Origin of the sequence: Chryseomicrobium excrementi, from assembly GCF_002798305.1 — a bacterium.
Taxonomy (GTDB): Bacteria; Bacillota; Bacilli; order Bacillales_A; family Planococcaceae; genus Chryseomicrobium; species Chryseomicrobium excrementi.
Map to the genome: position 1 here is coordinate 717,243 of NZ_PCGR01000002.1, position 21,056 is coordinate 738,298.

A 21,056-nucleotide genomic window follows, 5' to 3' on the forward strand; every position below is an offset into this window, starting at 1 on the left:
ATGGTGAAGGAAAGGGGAACTAGTTATTTAAGGAAATACCGACGTTCGGGTCTGCCGACAGATCCATATACTTGTTCAACTAATAGCGTATTTTCCGTGACGAGATGTTCCAAGTACCGTCTTGCCGTTGAACGGCTCATACCAAGTTCCGTACCTAATCGCTCTGCAGTGATTCCGTCAGGATAATTGGAAAGGACACCGGACACTTTTTCACGAGTCAAGCGGTCAATGCCTTTGGGTGCGGCTTCGATTTCAGGGTGGGCAGTCTTCTTAAACAATTGCCTGATTTGGGATTCCGTAAATTCCGTGGAAGAGGTAAGTAACTGCTTTTTTTCTTTATAAGCAGTTAAACTCTCTGTGAATGTCTGCATGGTCACGGGTTTCAGTAAATAGTCCTCAATTCCAGAAGCATACGCTTTGCGCACCACATCCACTTCAGTCGCAGCAGTGATCAAAATCACATCTGTATAGGGATACATCTGCTTCACATAATCTACAAATTGTGTTCCGAGGTCATCCGGTAAATAGACGTCTACTAGAACCAGCTGTGGTTGAAGTTCATCCATCCACATCTTCGCTTCTACTACTGTATGAGCGATGCCTACAACCAGAAAGCCCTCAACCGAAGCAACAAATTTTTCATGGATCCGTGCAATTCTAGGGTCGTCTTCAACAATCAATACTTCAATGGGACGTGTCATTCGGCAACTCCTCCTTTGGAATGGCAAGTACAAATAAGGCTCCGCCAAGATCTCCTTTATCTAATGAAAGAGTGGCGTTTAGTAAGGTTACGTTTTCTTGCGCAATGGCTAATCCATAGCCCCGTGTCTTCGTATCTTTAGACGATTGTTTCCCTTTTAATAATTCAGGTAGTCTAGTTGCATCAATGCCTTCACCAGAATCTTCTATTTCCACAATCAATTCTCTTTCGGTGTCTTTTACATAAATACGGACGTTCCGCTGTTGGGGAGGAAGTGTTTCAACTGCTTCAAACGCATTGGTGACTAAGTTGCTGATCACCGGAAGGAGAAGGTGCTTTTCAATAGTCGAGGGAAGCACTCCACAAGAACTGTCTTGGTCTAATTCTAAATCTACTTTCAGTTCTCTCGCACGATTGTAGAATCCGATCAACATAGCACTGATAAAGGGTTCTTGAATATGACGAGAGATAAAAGTGATTAGGGAAGCATTCTCTGTCTGTTGTTGGTGGATGAGGTCTACAGCTTCTTCGTATTCTTGAAGTTGAAGGAGTCCTGAAATCATATACAGAAAGTTTTGATGCTCGTGGGTTTGTGCTCGCAACGATTCAGAATACTGTTTGGTCTGCGCGAGTTCTTCTGCGATTGTATCAATATCTTCTATCTTCCGAAAACTTGCAATCGCTCCTGTCACTTCGCCGTCTCGTACAATAGGAATCCGGTTGACCAATGTCTCATTGCCACCCACTAACATGACTTTATCGAGCTCTGTCTGTCCAGATTTCATAATATCGAGAAGTCTCGTATTTGGTATGACTTCTTGGATTTCAAGGCCTTGGATTGAAGTGTTTCCAGGAAAGAAAGCATCGGCAGCTGGATTGCTCAAGACGATCTGTCCGGAAGTGTCAGTCACAATGATGGCTTCTCGAATAGATGCTAAGAGAGCATTTCGTTGCGTCAATAAGGAGACGATCTCTTCTGGCTCGTAATCGAGCAGCTGTCGCTTGATGCGACGAGTCAAAAATTGTGAGATCCCAACTGCGACAAGAGCTGCTATTGCAAAAATCAGAACTAAGTATTTGGCATATTGAAGGTTCGTCTGGAAGACCGTATCTTGTAAGAAACCTACTGAAACCACTCCGATGATGGTTCCGTTTTCATCAATGACTGGAGCTTTCCCACGGATGGCTCTACCTAGAGTCCCGGTTGCTTCAGAAATATATGATTGACCATCTACAAGGGCCCGGTCGTTGTCTTCGCCAACCATTTTTTGGCCTATGCGTTCTGTGATAGGGTGCGCATAGCGGATCTCGTTTTCATCTCCGATGACAACATATTGTGCCTTAACTTCCTTTTGGATGTCGAGTGCAAGTTGTTGGATTTCTGGAGTGGATTCAGCTAATTTTAAAGCGCGGATCACATCCGGGTGTTGCGCAGTGGTCTCTGCAATATTTAGCGCTCGTTCTCCAATTTCTTTTTTCACACTATGGGCCATAACAAAGTAGGATGCTGTGATGACAAGGATGACTACGGTGATGGTGAGAGCAAGCATATACTTCATGATTCGGAATTGTAAGGTATCTTTCTTCATTTTTATATAACTCCTTCATTATTCATGACAGATGTCACTAACAAGTGCACTCGAAATCGCTTACACTGATTAGAACTGCAAAAAAAGGTGGTACCTAATTGTTATGAAATTACTAGCTGACTCTACATGTGACATTTCTCAAGATGTGTTGACATCTTATTCTATAGATCTTATCCCTTTAACAGTAACCATAGAAGGAACAGATTATCAAGACCGGATTGATATAACGACCGATAGTTATTTTCAAAGACTGCAAGCGGGAAGCGAACAGGCGTCTACGGGTGCCCCAAGTCCGAGACTTTATGCGGATGTATTTCAAAAAGCAGTAGAGGATGGACACAAGGAAATCCTATGTATCTGTATGTCTAGCGGGACGAGCGCTTCGTACCAATCAGGAGAACTTGGAAAAGCACAATTTTTTGAAGAGCATCCGGATTCTGATGTGAAAATCCATGTTTTAGATTCCAAATCAATGAGCCACGGGAGTGGTTGGTTGCTCATGAAAAGTGCCCAGATGAGAGACAATGGGTATTCATTCGATGATATCGTGCACTATGTGGAGAGCCATAAGACAAAAGTGAAACATTTTCTTTCTGTAGATGATCTTAGTCATTTGATTCGTAGTGGGCGTATTTCCGGAGCTAGCGCAGTGATTGGGAAACTCTTGAACATCAAACCAATCATGTCTATGAAAGATGGAAAAGGTGCGGTGGTTGCTAAAGAGCGAGGACGCAATCGTGTGTTCAAGCACTACATCGAAGAATTTTCTAAGCGAAATGATACGGAGCAAACGAATTTCGTGTTGATCGGGTATACTACAGATCGTCAAGTAGCACTGGATTTGCAAGAGAAACTGCGAGCAGAAACAACGTTTACTGGAGATAGTTATATCATGCAGATGGGTGTAGCTGTGGCGACGCACGTTGGACCAGGTGGACTGTCCCTATTCTTTATGGAGAAATGAGTTGCGAAGTGCGGGGGAGTGGGGCTGAGCGGTCGTTCTTCGACATGTTTTGAGCTTTCTTCTGCATAGCAGTGATTTTCTTCTGCATAAGACATTATTTATTCTGCATTAAAAACTCGCGTCCACTAGGGCGCGAGTTTTTTCAGTCAACTAAGATGCTGCCACATGCGCTCTAAAGCAAGCTTGGCATTAGACTGCGTATCCTGGTCCACTTTAATTGGATTCACAACACGCCCTTCAACCAGCTCTTCTAGGACCCACGTTAGATGGGGCAAGTCGATTCGGTTCATCGTCAGACAGGGGCACATAAAGGGATTCAGTGACACAATGTCGAGATGCGGATTGTCCGCAATCAAGCGATTTACGAGATTCATCTCTGTACCGATGGCCCACTTAGAACCGGCCGGCGCTTTTTGGATTTGCTGAATGATATAACTTGTCGAGCCATTGTCATCTGAAGCCGTCACCACTTCGTGCGTACACTCTGGGTGTACTAAGATGCGTCTCGTCGGATCATTTTGACGTAAATTCTCGATATGTTTCGGTAAAAAGTTCATATGGACGGAGCAGTGTCCTTTCCATAAAATGACGCGAACATCCTCAGTAGCACAATCTATTTCCAATCGATTGCGAATCGGATCCCAAATAGCCATCTGTTCCAGTGGGATGCCTAAATCAGCAGCTGTATTGCGTCCCAAGTGTTGGTCTGGCAAGAACAGCAAGCGTGGTTTCTGAGTGAACGCCCATTCGACCATCTGATGATCATTCGATGAAGTGACCGTTGCGCCGCCATGACTTCCAACGAACGATTTGATTGCCGCTGTTGAATTGACGTAAGTCAAAGGCAAAATCGTATCGCCAAACACTTGTTGCAATTCCTTCCAAGCGCGTTCTGTTTGGGCGAATGTGGCCATGTCCGCCATGGAACATCCAGCTCGCATGTCTGGTAAAATGACGTTTTGTTCTGGAGTCGTTAAAATGTCTGCTGTCTCCGCCATAAAGTGGACGCCACAGAAGATGATCGTATCTGCCGTCTGCTCTGCAGCAATCTGAGATAATTGCAAAGAGTCTCCCGTAGCATCTGCGTAGCGGATGACCTCGTCTTTTTGATAATGGTGACCAAGTATGTACACACGGTCTCCAAGCTTCCGACGTGCGATTTCGGCACGTTTATGCAAGTCTTCAGTGGACAGATTCAAATACATCTCTGGCAATGCTGAAGTTTGTTCCAGGACATCTAAAAAACTCATACCAAACTCTCCTTTCGGGAAGTTGTCACATTTAAGGACAAATCCACTTGTTTTACGCTATGTGTAAGAGCTCCCATTGAGATGAAATCTACTCCACTCGATGCATAGGCAGCCAGGGTCTCCACTGTGATTCCACCAGATGCTTCAAGTAAGATAGTGGGCGGTACAAGCTCTCGCCAAGCACGAATGGTAGAGGGAGATTGATTGTCGATCATGATGACATCTGGATTTGAACGAATAGCTTCTCGTAATTGTGCTTCCGTTTCCACCTCTACTTCGATTTTCACTAAAGGCCCAACAGCTAGACGAGCCTCTGCTACTGCTGATGTAATAGAGCCGCATGCAGCGATATGATTGTCCTTCAACATCACAGCATCATAGAGTCCGTTTCGGTGATTGAACCCACCTCCAATACGGACGGCATATTTTTCGAACATGCAGAGTCCAGCAGTCGTCTTTCGAGTATCTACCAGTCGTGCATTTGAACCAGTTAAAAGCTTTACGCAAGCCTGTGTATATGTAGAAATCGAGCACATCCGTTGTACTAGATTCAATAACACACGTTCACCACTCAATACGGACCGAGTAGGACCTGTAATTTTAACTAATGTATCTCCCGAGGAAAAGCTAGCTCCTTCTGCCAAAAGAACGGTCACTTGAACACGAGGGTCAAGGAGACGGTAACCTACCTCAAAAAGAAAGAGACCTGCTGCAATTCCACTTTCTTTGGCTTTTACCGTGGCAGTGGATTCATGATCACTTGGAAAGACGCGGCTCGACAAGTCATCTTCACCAATATCCTCTAAAAAGAACGATTTTAGTTTTTCTTCTAATAAAATAGGGTTCATTGAGAAATCCTCACTTTCGGAATATCTAACTGGCGTTTCGTATAAAATAGGTCATTTCCTTTTCTAGTAAGCACTATTCCTAACCAATCATCAGACGGTTTAGGATAGTCTGACCTCGAGTGCGCTCCTCGACTCTCGGTTCTTTTAGCAGCAGAACTTGCTAGAAGGCTAGAAGTAGTGTAACGGTGAATGATCGAAATTTCAGATGCCGAAACAGTTTGTAAATCCCATCTAGAAAGAGGGAGAGATAAAGAGAATGATTCAACATCTGTTGTACGAGCCACACCGACAAAGCGGGTCATTTGTTGTTTGGTAGGAACCTGAATTTGTTTTGGAGGACATGGCAAGGGAGCTTCTGTATATCCGCTTAAAGAATCCCTTCCATAGGAAATTGAGTCAGCGACCCGTTTTCCCATTACGATACATTCAAGCAACGAATTACTAGCAAGACGGTTTGCTCCGTGTAAACCTGTACATGCGACTTCACCTACAGCGTAGAGGCCGGGGATTGAAGTTCTTCCTTCAAGATCGGTCTGGATCCCTCCCATATGAAAATGAGCGCCGGGACGAACCGGGATCCTTTTAGTACGTTGAACTTGTTGTGACTCAAATGTATTTAAAGTTTTGAAGACCGTCGGATAGGAAAAAGGTAAGTCTTGTATGCCGGAGACGTCCAAATATACAGACTCACCTAGATGCCAGTATCCTTCGACTTGACGAGCAACTTGGTCTCGAGGCGCTAAAGGATCGATTGGGAGCGGCGTTCCATCCGCTGTAGTAAAGAAGGCTCCTGCTCCGCGAACGGCTTCTGTAATAAGTCCAAGGACGCGTTCTCCTTCTACCGCAACTGTCGGATGAAACTGAATAAATTCCAAATCAACAAGAGCAGCGCCTGCATGGAACGCTGCAGAAAGTCCTGTTCCTATAGCGGCTTCACAATTTGATGAAATTTCAAATAGACCACCGATGCCTCCTGTTGCGAGAACTATATGTTTAGCGTAAATGTCTTGTATGCTTCCATGTACATTTGTAATTCGAATTCCAATGCAACGACCATTTTCTACTATCAAAGAGTGTAGAGAACTGTTACTGATCTTTGTAAGGTGGCCAGTTTTTTTAGTGATATGCTCCATCCAAAGTCTCCCCGTTTGGTCACCACCTGCATGCAGAATTCGATGATGGGAATGTGCAGCTTCTCTGCCATAAGTAGGAATACCAGAAGACGTCCGGTCCACAGGGAATCCTACTTCGAGAAGATTTTTTAAAAGAGAGGATCCTTCAGATACAAGAGTTTTAGCTGTATTTAAATCAACATGACGAGCACCAGCAACGACAGTATCTTCTACGTGAGACGCTACGGTGTCTTGCGGATCTAGAACAGCTGCAATGCCACCTTGCGCGAGCCAACTATTTCCTTGATTAGCCGATTCCATAACAACCACAGTTGTCAGTGATGGAGGAAGGCGATAGGCAACACTTAAGCCAGCGAGGCCGCCCCCAACAATACAAACATCAATCATTCTTTACACCAACTTTACAAGTGTCTTGACACCTATTATGAACCGAGAGAAAATGAAAGACAAGTGACAATCGAAGGTTGTGGAAAAGTTGAACTATTTTGATTATGCGGCAACATCTCCCATGAGAGACGAAGCGCTAGAAATCTATATGGAATTTGCCAAGAAACATTTTGGAAATACACAAAGTTTGCATGATGTGGGCACTCAAGCAGCTCAAGTTCTAGAGGCGTGCAGACAGTTTTGGGGTCACCAACTTGGTGGAGATCCGTCAGGTGTTTTTTTCACTGGAAATGCAAGTGAAGCAAATCAACTCGCCATTCGTGGCTTCGTGAAAGGAAAGAAGGGGAAAATTCTAGCGTGTCCTCTAGAACATGCCAGTGTTTTGACCGTTTTAGGTGAACTTCAAACAGAGGGGTATGCTATTGAATGGATGCCTCTTACTTCATCTGGGGAAGTCGATTTATTAGCAGTAGAGCAACAGGTAGATGCAGCATGCATCTTGATGATCTGCCAATGGGTCAATTCAGAAACGGGAATCATCCAGCCGATCAATCAGCTATTGAAGTTGGCTGCTACTCATAACATCCCTCTTCACTGTGATGCTGTCCAAGGCTTTGGAAAATGCGCATTAGAGAACTGGACTTCTAAAGTCGCTAGTTTTGTAGTCTCGGGTCATAAGTTTGGAGGACCTAAAGGTTGTGGCGTGATTTGGATGAATCCGTCTCTTCACTGGCAGTCGCTATACGCGGGTACCACTCACCAACAAGGATTTCGAGCCGGGACTCTAGATGTACCAGCGATCGCAGCGACTACAAGAGCAGCAGAACTTGCTTTACAGGAGCAACAACAGCTATTTCAAGCTGTTAAAAAGATGCATGACCTTGTTCAAAAATCGTTACCTACTGAGATGGAAGTTGTGGGAAGTCGTGCAGAAAAATCACCGTTTATTATAGGTGTTTTAGGTTTTGGCGTAGACGGACAACACACGATGTTGGAAGGGAACCGACGGGGATTTGCGTTTTCTACAGGCAGTGCATGTAAAGTAGGGCACGGGGAGGCTATGTCTACTTTGACATCTCTTGGTTACTCACAAGACGAAGCGAAGCAGTTCGTTCGATTTTCTTTTGGACGTCAAACGACACGAGAACAGGTCGACCAGCTAACTCAGTGGTTGCAACATAAAATAACTCCGTAGGATTTGTCTCTACGGAGTTTTTTGCTGTTATTTTAATTTTGTTTTAATGGTTTCTAAAGCATAACTAGTATTTCGTTTTGCTAACGCATCTTCCCAACTGTAGAAAGAAAACACGTCGAACGTTTCCATCATGACACAAAACTCTTGCAACGCTTGTTTTGTAGCCTCATTTGAATCGTAAAAGGACTTGGGTACATGTTGGGCAATAGCTTGGAGAATTTCACCTTCCACCAAGTGCCCAGCAACAGGATTTTCATAAAGTCGATGGATACATTCAAAAACTAAAGAATCTGTAAACAAACGATGCCGAATCACTTTCAGTACATCTTGATTGGATAACTTGTAAAAGGGCTCATGTTCAATGGTGCGGTACCAAACCTCAGTGTTTAATGAAAATAGAGAAGAAGGGGCCATACTAAAATGCTGCTGAAGATCATACAACGTGTGCGTTCGATGCATCGTACATTCCTCCTTTGCAGTATTCAATTTAAAATTTGGCTCCATGATGTCTGTTTACCCATCTACTTTAAAACAAAACAGCTCGAAAAATCAAATATTTTTGATAAAAAACAGATTCATTGTAAAATAAAAAAGTAAGGGCAAATTTAAATTCGTAATAAATTAGACCTATATATTTTATTTTGAAATCATAGTTTAATGAATGATATAAGAACTATATCGAGGGGGTGGCTTTGTGGAGCGAGTGAAATCGGAAAGCGGCTATACGTTGTTAATTACACTAGGGCTGATCATGATGATGATGCTTTTTATGTTTGCTTTCACACGCATTGCCGTCTCTCAAAAAGCCCAAGTTGAAAAAACGGATACGTCTATTGTTACGACGGCTCTTGCTGAAATGGGAGCTGAATATTACAAAGAACAGATTATTTCAGATATCAATTCTATGATTGTAACGACTACTCAAGAGATGCAAGCTATTAAAAACCAAAATCTTGGATATACTGCCCTTACAGCTGAAATGCAGGAATTAGCAGCTGAAAAAAACAATGCTTTGTCTCTTTATTATGCATCTAATTATTACGTGGAGCAGACAACTACACCTGCTGAAATGAAAGCTGGTTATACCACACTAGTCGAGTCTCCTGGCCGAGGCTATCGTTTAATTGAGCGTTCCTCTTTTGATCCTGCAACTGAGACGTTGTCTCTAAAAGTAGTTGGTTTTACAGAAGATGAAGAAAGTGAGCCGATTCAAGTAGATTTAAAAGTACCTTCTCAATTGATGTGGCAAGGTGATAAAACAGAGAATTTCACTTCCACATTTACTTTCCAGGAATACGCCACTAAGAACTTCGAGGGGACCAAAGTTGAATCGAATGCAGTGAGTATGCCTAGTGGAAATTCCTATAATTTCACGTCACACGAGTTTTATTACTTTACTCAAGGCGCTGTATTTAATCACCAACAATTCGGTGATGGTGCGAGTCTCGATGGTATCAATGTATTATCTGGGGGTACATTGACTTTTAATAAGCATGTAGAAATTGCAGATTCAAAAATTATTGGTAAAACCATTAATGTAGATTTTTCTTCGAAAGCGCAGACGGAGATCTCCAATTCACGAATTATAGCCAATCGATTGAACATCACCAAATCTACAGATTCGGAAGATGTCGATCCGATTACTGGAAATATAAATAACGCACAAAAAGTTGATTTTCAAGGGAACTCGAGTATTTGTTTAATCCGAAACCCAGATACTACAACAGCCGAAACGTATGCATTAAACATTGAGAATCTAAAAAAAGTCCTACTGTTTAAAGACACTTCAAAATTGATTTACAAGAAACCTGATAATTACTGGTACTACTATGAGTTAGGAGTAGAACGAGTAGTTCCTTTACCACAAAATTCCAATGCGATAGTTTTAGACGCTTGTAATTTTATGTTAGAAGGAACGGAAACATTAAAAGTTTACGAAGCTTATGATCCGGATAATATGAGAATCAGTGACGTCATCTATCAATAAACAAAAGGCCAATTTCTTCGAGAATGAAGAAATTGGCCATTTCATTATGTGGTTTTAGGAGTTGCAGGAACCGTTACGGATTCTTGTTCTTTTTTGGCGATTTCCATCTCTGTCAATTTCAACGTACGAGCCGTTGAATTCAACAGATCAAAGAACATCTCGCGGTTGTTTGAGAGTGACACGCCATAAGACGGCACCATTTCTTTAACACGAGGCTGCCATTCTTCAATGAATTCAGGGAAGCAACGCTCTAATACTTCAAGCATGACGTGGACTGCCGTTGATGCACCTGGTGATGCACCAAGAAGTGCAGCTACCGATCCATCCGTTGCACTTACAACTTCTGTACCGAATTGCAGTGTTCCTTTTCCGCCAACTTCTGTGTCTTTGATTACTTGAACGCGTTGACCGGCTACAACTGTATCCCAATCTTCTAATTTAGCGTCAGGAATGAATTCACGTAGTTCTTCCACACGTTTTTCATTAGACAATAAGACTTGTTCAATCAAATACTTTGTTAGTGACATTTCTTTTGCCCCAGCAGCCAACATCGTAAATACGTTGTTTGGTGTGACGGACTTGATCAAGTCGAGGTTAGAACCTGTTTTAAGGAATTTTGGAGAGAACCCTGCAAACGGTCCGAACAACAAGCATTTCTTGCCATCAATATATCGAGTATCTAAATGAGGAACGGACATCGGAGGCGCTCCAACTTTCGCTTTCCCGTATACTTTTGCATGATGCTTCTCGACCACTTCTGGATTGTTACATACCAAGAATAAACCACTAACAGGGAAGCCCCCAATGTTTCTAGATTCATGGATACCTGATTTTTGCAACAGGTGTAAGCTTCCTCCACCTGCTCCGATAAAGACGAAATCAGCCTGATGGTGCTCCCAAGCTTTAGTTTCTAGATTGGTTACTTTCAATTCCCAACGGCGATCTTCTAAACGAGTCAGGTTGTCGACGCTATGCTTATAGTTGATTTCTACATTTTGCTGTTCTAAGTATTCGAAAAGCATGCGAGTTAGTGCACCGAAGTTTACGTCTGTTCCCGAATCAATCTTTGTAGCTGCAATCGGTTCGTTGTCCATGCGGTTGTTCATAATTAGTGGAATCCACTCAGCTAACTTCTTTGGATCCTCTGAGAATTCCATTCCTTCAAATAGAGGGTTTGTAGATAGAGCCTCAAAGCGCTTACGTAAGAAGTCCACATCTGCCTCCCCTTGAACCATACTCATATGAGGGATCGGCATAATGAAATCTTCTGGATTTTTTAAAAGTCCTTTTTCTACGAGGAACGACCAAAATTGACGGGACAACTGAAATTGCTCATTGACCTTGATCGCTTTTGTGATGTCGATTGAACCATCTTTCATCTGTGGCGTGTAGTTCAGTTCACATAAAGCAGCATGTCCAGTACCGGCATTGTTCCATTCGTTTGAACTTTCAATGCCTGCTGCATCTAATTTTTCAAATACTTTAATATTCCAATGAGGGACCAATTCTTTTAATAGGGCACCTAAAGTGGCGCTCATTACGCCGGCACCGATCAGAATGACGTCCATCTGTTTATCCTGACTGTTCATGATTGCGTTCCACATCCTTGAGTTTATCCTGATTTATATACGTACAGTGACTATTATACGCCTCTTCATTGACAAAATTCTACTATTATTTACTAGATAGCACGCATGTAAAAATTAGGATATGATAGAGAAAAGACTGTGTGGAGGACTTTAAATGCCGTTTTACATTATTCGAGACGACGTCACCAATTTAAAAGTAGATGCAATTGTAAATGCTGCCAATACGGAACTCCGGGAAGGTGGAGGAGTATGTGGTGCTATTTTTGAGCGTGCAGGAAGAGAAAAGCTGGCTAAAGCTTGTGAGTTAGTAAGCCCTATCGAAACAGGACAGGCTGCCCTAACACCTGCGTTTGATTTGCCAGCAGCTTTTATCATTCATACCGCCGGTCCAAGATGGCAAGGAGGTTCAAAAGGAGAGGTGGATCTGTTAAAAGCGAGTTACAAAAACTCCTTGGAGCTTGCTAAGGAACATCAATTGAGCAAAATTGCCTTTCCTTTAATTTCTTCAGGGATTTACGGATTTCCAAAAGAGCTTGCTTTTCAAATTGCCCGTGAGACGATAGAAGCTTTTCTAGAGATAAGTGAGATGACGGTGTATCTTGTATTGTTTGATCGCCAAGCTGTGCAAATTAGCGAAGAGTTAAAATTGGATATTGAACGGTTTATCGATGAGCAAGCCGTGCACCATATGGAAAAGCGATTTAAACGGTCAAACCAAGAATCGTTTGAGGAATCAACAATTTCATTCAATGATTTTCCGAGTTTAGATTCGGCTAGGCGTTCGACACTTGATGATTTCTTAAGTGACGTGGACGAGCCTTTTGCGACAAAGTTATTTCGCTTGATTGACGAACGGGGTCTTACGGATCCTGAAGTATACAAGAGAGCGAACTTAGATCGACGGTTGTTTTCTAAAATTCGTTCCAATTCAAATTATCAACCTAAAAAATCAACTGCGCTTGCCCTGGCATTTGCACTTGAATTGTCTTTAGAAGAAACGCAAGAATTTTTAGCGGCGGCTGGTTTTACATTGTCAAAGAGCACGAAGATGGACTTGATCGTGGAATATTTCATCCGTGAGAATCGGTACGATATTTATATGGTAAACGAAGTGTTATTTGCCTATCACCAACCACTATTAGGCAACTTATAAATGTCGCTTTGAAAGCGACCAAGAAAAATACAACCTGAGTTATCCTTTAGATACCACTCTAAAGGAGGCGTTTATATGAAAACGGAACTTTTGTTTATTCTAGATCGAAGCGGTTCAATGGGAGGACTAGAAACAGATACGATTGGTGGATTCAATAGTTTGCTTGAAAAACAGCGCAAGCTAAAAGGGGAAGCCACCGTCACGACGTTGCTTTTTGATCATGAAGTTGAAGTACTGCATGACCGTATGTTTATAGAAGAAGTGGCACCTATTACTGAAAACGACTATTTTGTTCGAGGGACGACGGCTCTCTTAGATGCGATTGGGTACGGAATTCATAGGATCCGTAATAGGAAACAGAACAAGATGTATGTAGAAACAAAAGTGCTTGTTGTAATTACTACAGATGGAATGGAAAATGCAAGCAAAGAATTTAAGCGTCATCAAATTCGTTCTTTAATAGAAGAACAAAAATCTCTAGGGTGGGAATTTATCTTTTTAGGTGCCAATATCGATGCGATCGCAACTGCAGAACAATTTGGAATTCACCGAGACTATGCAGTGAATTATCATGCCGATAAGCAAGGGACTGAACTCAATTTTGCTTCTATCAATGAAGCCGTCTCTTCAGTGAGAAACGGCAAAAAAGTATCACGTGATTGGAAAGAAGCTGTAGAACAAGATTATCAATCAAGACAGTAATAAGAACCGGACGAAGCTCAGTGGCTTCGTCCGGTTCATTTTTATATGTTGTACCGCGTGCAGGGGAAGCGTTCCGCGGGCTGAGCCTTGGTCTCAGCTTCCGCTTTAATCCCGCTGGAGTCACCCCTGCACTCTTATAAAAGTACTCTCATCTAAAACTATCAGTGATAGGTTTAAGCTTATGCCTGAACAATCTTCTTCCCAGTTAAGCGATTGACAAGAACCGTCAAAGCCCCGTCACCTGTAACATTCGTTGCTGTTCCGAAGCTGTCTTGCGCCAAGTACAGAGCAATCATTAAAGATAGCATCGTTTGGTCAAAACCAAGCATTGTCTCTAGTAATCCCAAGGCTGCCATAACAGCCCCACCAGGAACTCCAGGTGCTGCAATCATCATCACACCAAGCATCAAAATGAATGGGAACATGCTTGAGAAATCCGGTGTTTGGCCAGTTAAGAATAAGACTCCCATTGCACAGCTTACTAATGTGATCGTACTTCCTGATAAGTGAATCGTTGCAAACAAAGGAATCGAAAACTCTGCAATTTTTTCATTCACTCCAGTTTTTTTAGCAGATTGCATGGTTACTGGAATGGTTGCAGCAGATGATTGTGTTCCTAGAGCTGTAAAGTAAGCGGGTAGCATAGAGCGGAGCAAACGCAATGGGTTCACTCCAGCTGCAGTACCTGCCACTGTGTACTGAATGAGTAACATCACAATATGAAGCGCGATGATGACAATAAATACTTTAGAGAATACTACTAAAATGGATTGCACTTGACCACCGTATGTCATATTCATAAAGATTCCTAGAATATGAATAGGAAGTAAAGGAATGATGATGACTGTAATTACTTTTTCAATAATTTTTTGGAACTCGTCCAAAATGTTACGTAAGTTGATGCTGTCAGTAGCAGAGACGCCAATTCCTAAAACAAACGATAGGATCAATGCGCTCATCACTCCCATGATTGGAGCCATCTCAATAGTGAAGAAACCAGATTGTAAAAATTCTTCCGGATTCTCAAGGTCAATCACGGTATTGTTTTCAACGAATCCTGGTAATAGAAAACTGCCAACTACAAACGCTAAAAGGCCTGCAATGATGGTTGAAATATAGGCAGTAGATGCTGTTAATCCTAAGAGCTTTCCAGCACCTTTTCCCATGTGTGCAATTCCTGGAGTAATGAACCCTATAATAATCAATGGAATAGCAAAGCTTAAAAAGGCGCCGAAGATACCATTGAAAGTGGCAAATGCTCTCACTACTTCAACAGGAACAAATGAACCGAGTGCTACACCGAGTACTATCGCAACAATGATACGAGGTAATAAACCAAACTTGATTTTCACCAAAATCGTCCTCCCTAAAAATACATTTGTTTTTTCATGAACGTATCATATCACGAAATAGTAAGAATACTTATTTTTTGAATAGAAAGAATAATTAAATTCTCTACCATATCACAAAATGTAACCGATTTCAAAATAATGACGCTTTCTTTACAATTTTCAGATATAATAGAAAAGCATGACACTAAATTAGGGAAGGATGAAAAATTTGAACACAGTAAATTTGTTCAAAACGGCATGGACTAAGAGTTTGTTAGCTTTCGTGCTAGTAGTTTCGTTGGTTGTACCTTACTTACCACAAACCGCTTCAGCAGCTCCGGTAAGTGTAGCCACGGATTTGATTATCTCAGAGTATATTGAAGGGTCTTCAAATAATAAAGCACTTGAAATTTATAACGGCACGGGAGCAGACATTGATCTCTCAAATTACAAATTAGAGCTTTATAACAATGGTCTAACAACTGTAGGGAATACAGAGAACTTAACAGGAACTTTAGCTCATGGAGCTACATATATTTTATACAACTCATCTGCTACAGCTGATTTCAAGCCAGTAAATGGGAAGTCAAGTGGCGTGGCAAACTTTAATGGTGACGATACGGTCCTATTAAAAAAAGGAGATACATTAGTAGATTCATTTGGACAGTTCGGGAATGATCCAGGAACAAATTGGTCTGCAAATGGAGTCGCAACTTCAGAAATGACCTTAGTCAGAAAAGAGACTATTGTTCAAGGAGATACGAATCCATCAGATGTATTTGATCCTTCAGTTGAGTGGATTGCCTATCCACAAAATACAGCAACTTATTTAGGATCACATACTATGAATGGAGCACCACCTGTTGAAGAGACAAAAGTAGCAGACGTTTCAGTTTCACCTGCTGCAGGTTCTGTTTTAAGTGGAACGCAAGTGACATTATCTACGACGACCAAAGATGCTACAATCTATTACACAACGGACGGTTCAACTCCTTCGACAGAAAGTACTCTATATAGCACTCCAATCGAAATCAATGCGGATACGGTCATCAAAGCTGTAGGGGTAAAAGAGGGATTAGAGACAAGTGAAATTCAAACTTATGAATACACAATTCTTGTTCCAACTACTGTGGCTGAGGTACGCGCTGCAACTCAAGGGTCAAAAATCATTACAGAAGCAATCGTTACAACAGATAAACAAAAGTTTGGGAATAACGGTTTTTATATTCAAGATGACACTGCTGGAATCTATGTATTTACAAGCTATGATTTGGGAGTAACTGAAGGGGACCGGGTTCAAATTCAAGGAACTCTAGGTATCTACCAAGGCGATCTTCAAATCACCAATCCAGTTGTAACTAAGCTTACTGCAAACAATGAACTGCCAGCTGTGCAAGTGGTTCCAGCTTCAGGCGTCAATGCGGATACGCAAGGTGAGAGACTCGTAATGGAAAAGGCGACTATTTCAGCTATCCGAGATGCAGGATTTGGAACAATCGAGTTAACTGCAACTACAGAAGACGGATCATCCGTTTTAGTTCGAAATGATAACCGTAATGGATTTACGTATGATGATTTCATTCGTCAATATAAAAATGGGGATGTTTTAGACATCTATGGTTTTGCTGGTACATTTAATGGCACTTTCCAATTTAAAACTATTGGATCTAAGAGCTTTGAATTGTCCGTGAAACCAGATGTATTTACGAATGTGTTCCCAGGTTCAGTTAAAGAAGGTCAAGCGATCGAATTATTAACTGAACTTGAAAATGCAACGATTTATTACACGACAGATGGTTCGACACCATCTACTACGAGCACACTATACACAACACCAATCGTCTTAACGGAAACTTCTACTATTAAAGCGATTGCTGTGACAGACACAACAACTTCTGAGGTGTTTAGCTTCAAGTACACAGTATTAAAGACAGAGAACGTAACGATCGAAGAGATTCAAGGTGAAGACCATTATTCACCTTATACAGGAGCTTCAGTTGCTGGTGTTACAGGAGTGATAACTCATTTCTACAACACAGCGAACTTCTTCATTCAAACAACAACACCTGATAACAACCCGGCTACAGCTGAAGGCATTATGGTGAACTTCGCAAATGCGAAATCAACTTATTCAATCGGTGATGTGGTAACAGTGAATGGTCTTGTTCAAGAGCATTACTATGAAGGGTATTCAGATAGCCGTCAGACAGATCTTCCTATTACGCGCATTGCCAACACATCTTTAGTGAAAACTGGTACTGCAGAGCTTCCGGCTCCAGTTCAAATGGGCGTAGATAGAGTTGCTCCTACGAAAATTATTGATAATGACCAATTGACTTCTTTTGATGTTAATGAAGACGGAATCGATTTCTGGGAGTCTTTAGAAGGAATGCGCATTTCAGTTCCGAATGCTCAAATTTTAGGACCTCAAAAATACGGTGAAGTGATTGTAGTGAACACAGAAGCTACTAACAACACGTTAAACTTACTGGGCGGAATCAACATCTCTTCTGATGATTACAATCCAGAGCGCGTCATCTTAGATATCGACGATGAAAACTTTGTTACAAAATCAGGAGATCGTTTTGCTACTGCGCCTGTAGGTGTTGTTGGTTATGGATTCGGAAACTACAAAGTATTTACATCGGTCGATCAACTTCCAGAGTTGATTGAATCAGAACATCCAGATGAAACTACTAAAATTGAAGCAGCAGAAGAGAAATTGACTGTAGCATCTTATAATGTTGAAAATTTCTCGGCTAACAGTGAACAAACACCTGACGAGAAAGTAGCAAAGATTGCGGATTCGTTTGTGACTAAAATGAAATCACCAGACATCATTACTTTAGTAGAGGTACAAGATAATGATGGTGCTACCGCATCGGGTACAACGGATGCGTCTCAATCTTACGAACGCTTGATTGCAGCGATTCAGGCTGCCGGAGGGCCGACGTACTCTTATACAGATATTGCACCTGAGTATAATAAAGATGGAGGGCAACCGGGTGGAAACATTCGTGTCGGCTACCTATACAATCCATCTCGTGTCCAACTAGCTGAAGGTACGAAAGGTACTGCAACAGAGGGCGCACAGTGGACAGATAGTGGTTCTCTTACATTAAATCCTGGACGTATCTTAGATTTACCGCAGGAAAACACACGAAAACCAATTGCTGCTGAATTTATATTTAACGGTGAAAAAGTAGTAGTTATCGGAGCACACTTGAACTCCAAAGGTGGAGACCAGGGACTGTTCGGTAAAAACCAACCACCTGTACTTGGTTCAGAACCAGAGCGAATTGAACTTGCGACTATGATCAACGATTTCATCGAGCGAGGCCTTGCAAAGGATCCAAACTTAAATGTCGTGGTGGCAGGAGATATGAATGACTTCGAGTTCACTCCAGCATTGACAGCATTAAAAGGCGATAGTTTAGTGAACATGATTGAACAAGTGCCAGTAGAAGATCGTTTTACTTACTACTACCAAGGCAATAACCAAGTATTAGATCATATTTTAGTCACAAAAAACTTACTAGCTAAGACAGTGGTAGATATCCTTCATGTAAATGCTAACAAAATGGAAGCGCATGGGCGGGCATCTGACCACGATGCGGTATTAATTCAGGTTGACTTTACAAAAGAAGTAACTCCACCAGTACCTCCCATGGAGTACGAACGATTCTTGAAGTATGAAAATACTAAGATTGGTAAATTAGTCATCGCTACTCCAAAAACACATATAACCGTAGATGAGAATGTGAGAATCAACAATGGCATTGAGATTAAATCTCAGATTGCTGGAATCACAGGTTCTGGTCTCGTTGATCGAGCAGTGGTCTTGAACCCTAATAAACAAAATGCTATTTTTGATTTTGAAGGATCTTTTGTAAAAGAAATTGTTATCACAGGTTCTTACAAGATGGAATTACGTAACATCGAAAATGTACAGAAGATTTCTTATCAAAAAGGTGCTTCAGAACATAAAGTTACAATAATCTCTACAAAGTAAAAATAGTTTGAAATCGATGAAACTTATCCAGACATGAAACGTACTACTTAGTGCCAACCATTGTCTGGCATGAAAAAGAGCGCTGTCCAACCAGCGCTCTTTTTTTGTTTGGTAGAGGAATGGCAGCATTCCTTTAGCCTAATTTAGTTTTCTCTAGTAGGGTCTTCTTCCGAATTCCCGATCTGCATATAATAAATGTTTTCCATTGTTGACATCATCATAATACTGTTTGCGTTCACTTTCCTCGAAACTCATCCGGTTGAAATGTTCATCTGTATCATCACCGGTTACAAACTCTTTGAATTTTTCCCAAAGTCCTTCTTTTTCATGTCCTTCATGTTCGTTATGACCTCTATAAATGCTCATCCGGTCATCCCGTTTTGACATCAGGTACATATCTTCATCTGTATATCCTTCTGCACGTAGTCGGTCCATTTCAGTCTGAAGGTCTTGCTCATTGTCAAACGTTCTGTAATAACGATTTTCCATAAATGAATTGCCTCCTTAAATGGTTTGAAATGCGAAATACTGTGCTGCCACTTCTACATTTCCACAATTAGAGCTTTGTAAAACGTCTTTGTCTAAAATAGGTAGTTTTTTACTAGTCTCTCTCCTTGCAACTTGACTTTCTCTACTGATAGACTAGACGGAGCATCTTGATAGAAAAGGACGTGAGACTATGCTAGACGCACTCATCATTTTCATTGCTCAACTCATCTATGTGCCGATTTTGACACTTCGGACGATTATGATGGTAAAAGGCATGAAAGCGAAGGCGGCAGGCTTTGGAATATTAGAAGGTATCATTTATGTGGTAGCACTGGGGATTGTGTTTAGTGATCTTTCAAATTACATGAATATGATTTCGTACGCACTAGGATTCGGGATTGGACTTTACTTAGGCCAAATACTAGAGCAGCGATTAGCTATCGGTTATGTATCACTTGAAGTCAATGTTATGAATAAGAATGAAGAAATGATTGATCGTTTACGAAATGAAGGATTCAGTGTCTCGACTTCGGAAGTAGAAGGTATGAATGAGGCGCGCAGGTACCGACTTGATTGCACGGCTCGACGCGATAGGGAGCAGGAGTTCATCAGGATAGTAAGCCACTATGAACCGAATGCCTTTATCGTTTCTTATGAACCTCGAAATTTTAAAGGTGGCTATATTACCAAATCTATGAAGCGAAATCGGAAAAAACAGGGGGTACCAAATGGATAGTATCATTTTCGACTTAGACGGCACTTTATGGGATTCCAGACAAACGATTGCCGATGCTTGGACTCAAGCGATTCAACAAGAGATTGATGGCCATCCAGGTTACACGAAAGATGACATTGGTGGCTTGATGGGGCTTCAGATTCCTCAAATTGCAGAAAAATTGTTCCCGAATGCTTCCCTCGAACAAAGACAAGCTTATATGGACGCATGCGCTTTAGTTGATCAAAAATTTATTCGCAAGCAGGGCGGGATCTTATTTGAGGGGCTAGAAAAAACACTTGAAGAGCTAAAAAAGACGTATCGGCTGTTTATTGTCTCTAATTGTGAAGATGGTTATATAGAATCTTTTTATGAAGCACATGGATTGGAACGTTACTTTGAAGACTTTGAAAATCCAGGACGCACTGGACTTTCAAAAGGCGAGAACATTGTCTTGGTACAACAGAGAAATCACCTTAATAACTCGGTCTATGTCGGTGACACGCAAGGGGATTTGGATGCAGCTCGTTTTGCAGGGATCCCGTTCATTTATGCCTCGTACGGATTTGGGCATCCTAGTGAAGTGGATTATACTTTAAACGCTATTCAAGACCTTCCTGAATTAATGAAAACAATTGAAGCGAAATGAAACTTTTGGAGCACGCGTCCGTATATCTAGTATACAAATTAAAAGGAGCTATTTTTCATGAGTACACTTAAAGTAGCAAAAGTCGTTGCGTTGATTTATCAAGCAGTATTGGCCATTCCATTTGTAGGAGGCTCAATAGTATTGAGCACTGGATGGGGCGCGCTGGGACTTGGTTTTGTCATTCATGCGATTGTGTTCATCCTCGCGTTAAAATCAAATGGAGCGAAAGTGGCGTCTATAATCGGTATGGTGACCAATGCACTGGCTTGGATACCGCTGTTTGGTTGGTTTATGCATCTAGTAACGGCCGTTGCCTATGGACTTGAACTGTTAACACGCAAAGAATAAAGAAAATGCCAGTCG

General features: G+C 41.7%; 18 protein-coding genes. 9 read left to right on the forward strand and 9 right to left on the reverse strand.

Translation table 11 applies throughout. The features are described 5' to 3' along the window. Positions 1-23 precede the first annotated feature (23 nt). Positions 24-701 carry a response regulator gene (locus CQS04_RS08120; RefSeq protein WP_100353656.1) on the reverse strand — a complete coding sequence of 226 codons (678 nt, stop codon included), beginning with the start codon at positions 699-701 and terminating at the stop codon, positions 24-26. Beyond that, positions 685-2,289, reverse strand: coding sequence for an ATP-binding protein (locus CQS04_RS08125; protein ID WP_100353657.1), 1,605 nt, complete (start codon positions 2,287-2,289; stop codon positions 685-687). The genes CQS04_RS08120 and CQS04_RS08125 overlap by 17 nt, the downstream gene beginning before the upstream one ends. A 103-nt stretch (positions 2,290-2,392) precedes the next feature. On the opposite strand from CQS04_RS08125, the gene CQS04_RS08130 reads away from it, so the two are divergent. Beyond that, the gene (locus CQS04_RS08130) at positions 2,393-3,253 is read left to right on the forward strand and encodes a DegV family protein (RefSeq protein WP_100353658.1); all 861 of its coding nucleotides are present in this window, start codon (positions 2,393-2,395) and stop codon (positions 3,251-3,253) included. 146 nt (positions 3,254-3,399) lie between these two features. On the opposite strand, the gene nadA is transcribed toward CQS04_RS08130, so the two are convergent. From nadA to CQS04_RS08145, 3 genes are read right to left on the reverse strand one after another with little or no spacing between them, the layout of a single operon-like run. Further along, positions 3,400-4,503, reverse strand: coding sequence for a quinolinate synthase NadA (gene nadA / locus CQS04_RS08135; RefSeq protein ID WP_100353659.1), 1,104 nt, complete (start codon positions 4,501-4,503; stop codon positions 3,400-3,402). Continuing rightward, complete coding sequence (gene nadC / locus CQS04_RS08140; protein WP_100353660.1) at positions 4,500-5,351, reverse strand: carboxylating nicotinate-nucleotide diphosphorylase; 852 nt, start codon at positions 5,349-5,351, stop codon at positions 4,500-4,502. Before nadC ends, nadA begins: the two co-directional genes overlap by 4 nt. Then, positions 5,348-6,871, reverse strand: a complete 1,524-nt coding sequence (locus tag CQS04_RS08145; protein WP_100353661.1) for an FAD-dependent oxidoreductase — start codon at positions 6,869-6,871, stop codon at positions 5,348-5,350. Before CQS04_RS08145 ends, nadC begins: the two co-directional genes overlap by 4 nt. A gap of 79 nt (positions 6,872-6,950) precedes the next feature. Here CQS04_RS08145 and CQS04_RS08150 point away from each other — a divergent pair, with 79 nt between their 5' ends. After that, positions 6,951-8,066 (forward strand): IscS subfamily cysteine desulfurase, encoded by a 1,116-nt coding sequence (locus tag CQS04_RS08150; RefSeq protein WP_245858778.1) that lies wholly within the window; start codon positions 6,951-6,953, stop codon positions 8,064-8,066. A gap of 27 nt (positions 8,067-8,093) precedes the next feature. On the opposite strand, the gene CQS04_RS08155 is transcribed toward CQS04_RS08150, so the two are convergent. Next, complete coding sequence (locus tag CQS04_RS08155; RefSeq protein WP_100353662.1) at positions 8,094-8,525, reverse strand: contact-dependent growth inhibition system immunity protein; 432 nt, start codon at positions 8,523-8,525, stop codon at positions 8,094-8,096. 235 nt (positions 8,526-8,760) lie between these two features. On the opposite strand from CQS04_RS08155, the gene CQS04_RS08160 reads away from it, so the two are divergent. After that, positions 8,761-10,053 carry a hypothetical protein gene (locus CQS04_RS08160; protein WP_100353663.1) on the forward strand — a complete coding sequence of 431 codons (1,293 nt, stop codon included), beginning with the start codon at positions 8,761-8,763 and terminating at the stop codon, positions 10,051-10,053. Between the two features lie 44 nt (positions 10,054-10,097). On the opposite strand, the gene CQS04_RS08165 is transcribed toward CQS04_RS08160, so the two are convergent. Beyond that, positions 10,098-11,657, reverse strand: coding sequence for a malate:quinone oxidoreductase (locus CQS04_RS08165; protein ID WP_425430236.1), 1,560 nt, complete (start codon positions 11,655-11,657; stop codon positions 10,098-10,100). Positions 11,658-11,796: 139 nt separating this feature from the next. On the opposite strand from CQS04_RS08165, the gene CQS04_RS08170 reads away from it, so the two are divergent. Then, complete coding sequence (locus tag CQS04_RS08170) at positions 11,797-12,795, forward strand: macro domain-containing protein (RefSeq protein WP_100353664.1); 999 nt, start codon at positions 11,797-11,799, stop codon at positions 12,793-12,795. 75 nt (positions 12,796-12,870) lie between these two features. Further along, entirely contained in the window at positions 12,871-13,497 is a 627-nt protein-coding gene (locus CQS04_RS08175; protein WP_100353665.1) for a vWA domain-containing protein, read from the forward strand. 179 nt (positions 13,498-13,676) lie between these two features. On the opposite strand, the gene CQS04_RS08180 is transcribed toward CQS04_RS08175, so the two are convergent. After that, positions 13,677-14,843: a dicarboxylate/amino acid:cation symporter gene (locus CQS04_RS08180; RefSeq protein ID WP_100353830.1), complete on the reverse strand. Its 1,167-nt coding sequence runs from the start codon at positions 14,841-14,843 to the stop codon at positions 13,677-13,679. A gap of 214 nt (positions 14,844-15,057) precedes the next feature. On the opposite strand from CQS04_RS08180, the gene CQS04_RS13905 reads away from it, so the two are divergent. Next, the gene (locus tag CQS04_RS13905) at positions 15,058-18,840 is read left to right on the forward strand and encodes a chitobiase/beta-hexosaminidase C-terminal domain-containing protein (protein WP_245858779.1); all 3,783 of its coding nucleotides are present in this window, start codon (positions 15,058-15,060) and stop codon (positions 18,838-18,840) included. A 153-nt stretch (positions 18,841-18,993) separates the two neighbouring features. Here CQS04_RS13905 and CQS04_RS08190 read toward each other — a convergent pair whose 3' ends face one another. After that, positions 18,994-19,329 carry a YflT domain-containing protein gene (locus CQS04_RS08190; RefSeq protein ID WP_094942345.1) on the reverse strand — a complete coding sequence of 112 codons (336 nt, stop codon included), beginning with the start codon at positions 19,327-19,329 and terminating at the stop codon, positions 18,994-18,996. A gap of 190 nt (positions 19,330-19,519) precedes the next feature. On the opposite strand from CQS04_RS08190, the gene CQS04_RS08195 reads away from it, so the two are divergent. Genes CQS04_RS08195 through CQS04_RS08205 form a run of 3 tightly spaced genes read left to right on the forward strand, consistent with a single transcriptional unit; the run spans position 19,520 to position 21,041 of the window. Beyond that, the gene (locus CQS04_RS08195; RefSeq protein ID WP_094942344.1) at positions 19,520-20,065 is read left to right on the forward strand and encodes a DUF2179 domain-containing protein; all 546 of its coding nucleotides are present in this window, start codon (positions 19,520-19,522) and stop codon (positions 20,063-20,065) included. After that, on the forward strand, positions 20,058-20,693 hold the full coding sequence (locus CQS04_RS08200; protein ID WP_100353667.1) for an HAD family hydrolase: 636 nt from the start codon (positions 20,058-20,060) through the stop codon (positions 20,691-20,693). The genes CQS04_RS08195 and CQS04_RS08200 overlap by 8 nt, the downstream gene beginning before the upstream one ends. A 57-nt stretch (positions 20,694-20,750) precedes the next feature. Beyond that, the gene (locus CQS04_RS08205) at positions 20,751-21,041 is read left to right on the forward strand and encodes a hypothetical protein (protein ID WP_100353668.1); all 291 of its coding nucleotides are present in this window, start codon (positions 20,751-20,753) and stop codon (positions 21,039-21,041) included. Positions 21,042-21,056 lie beyond the last annotated feature (15 nt).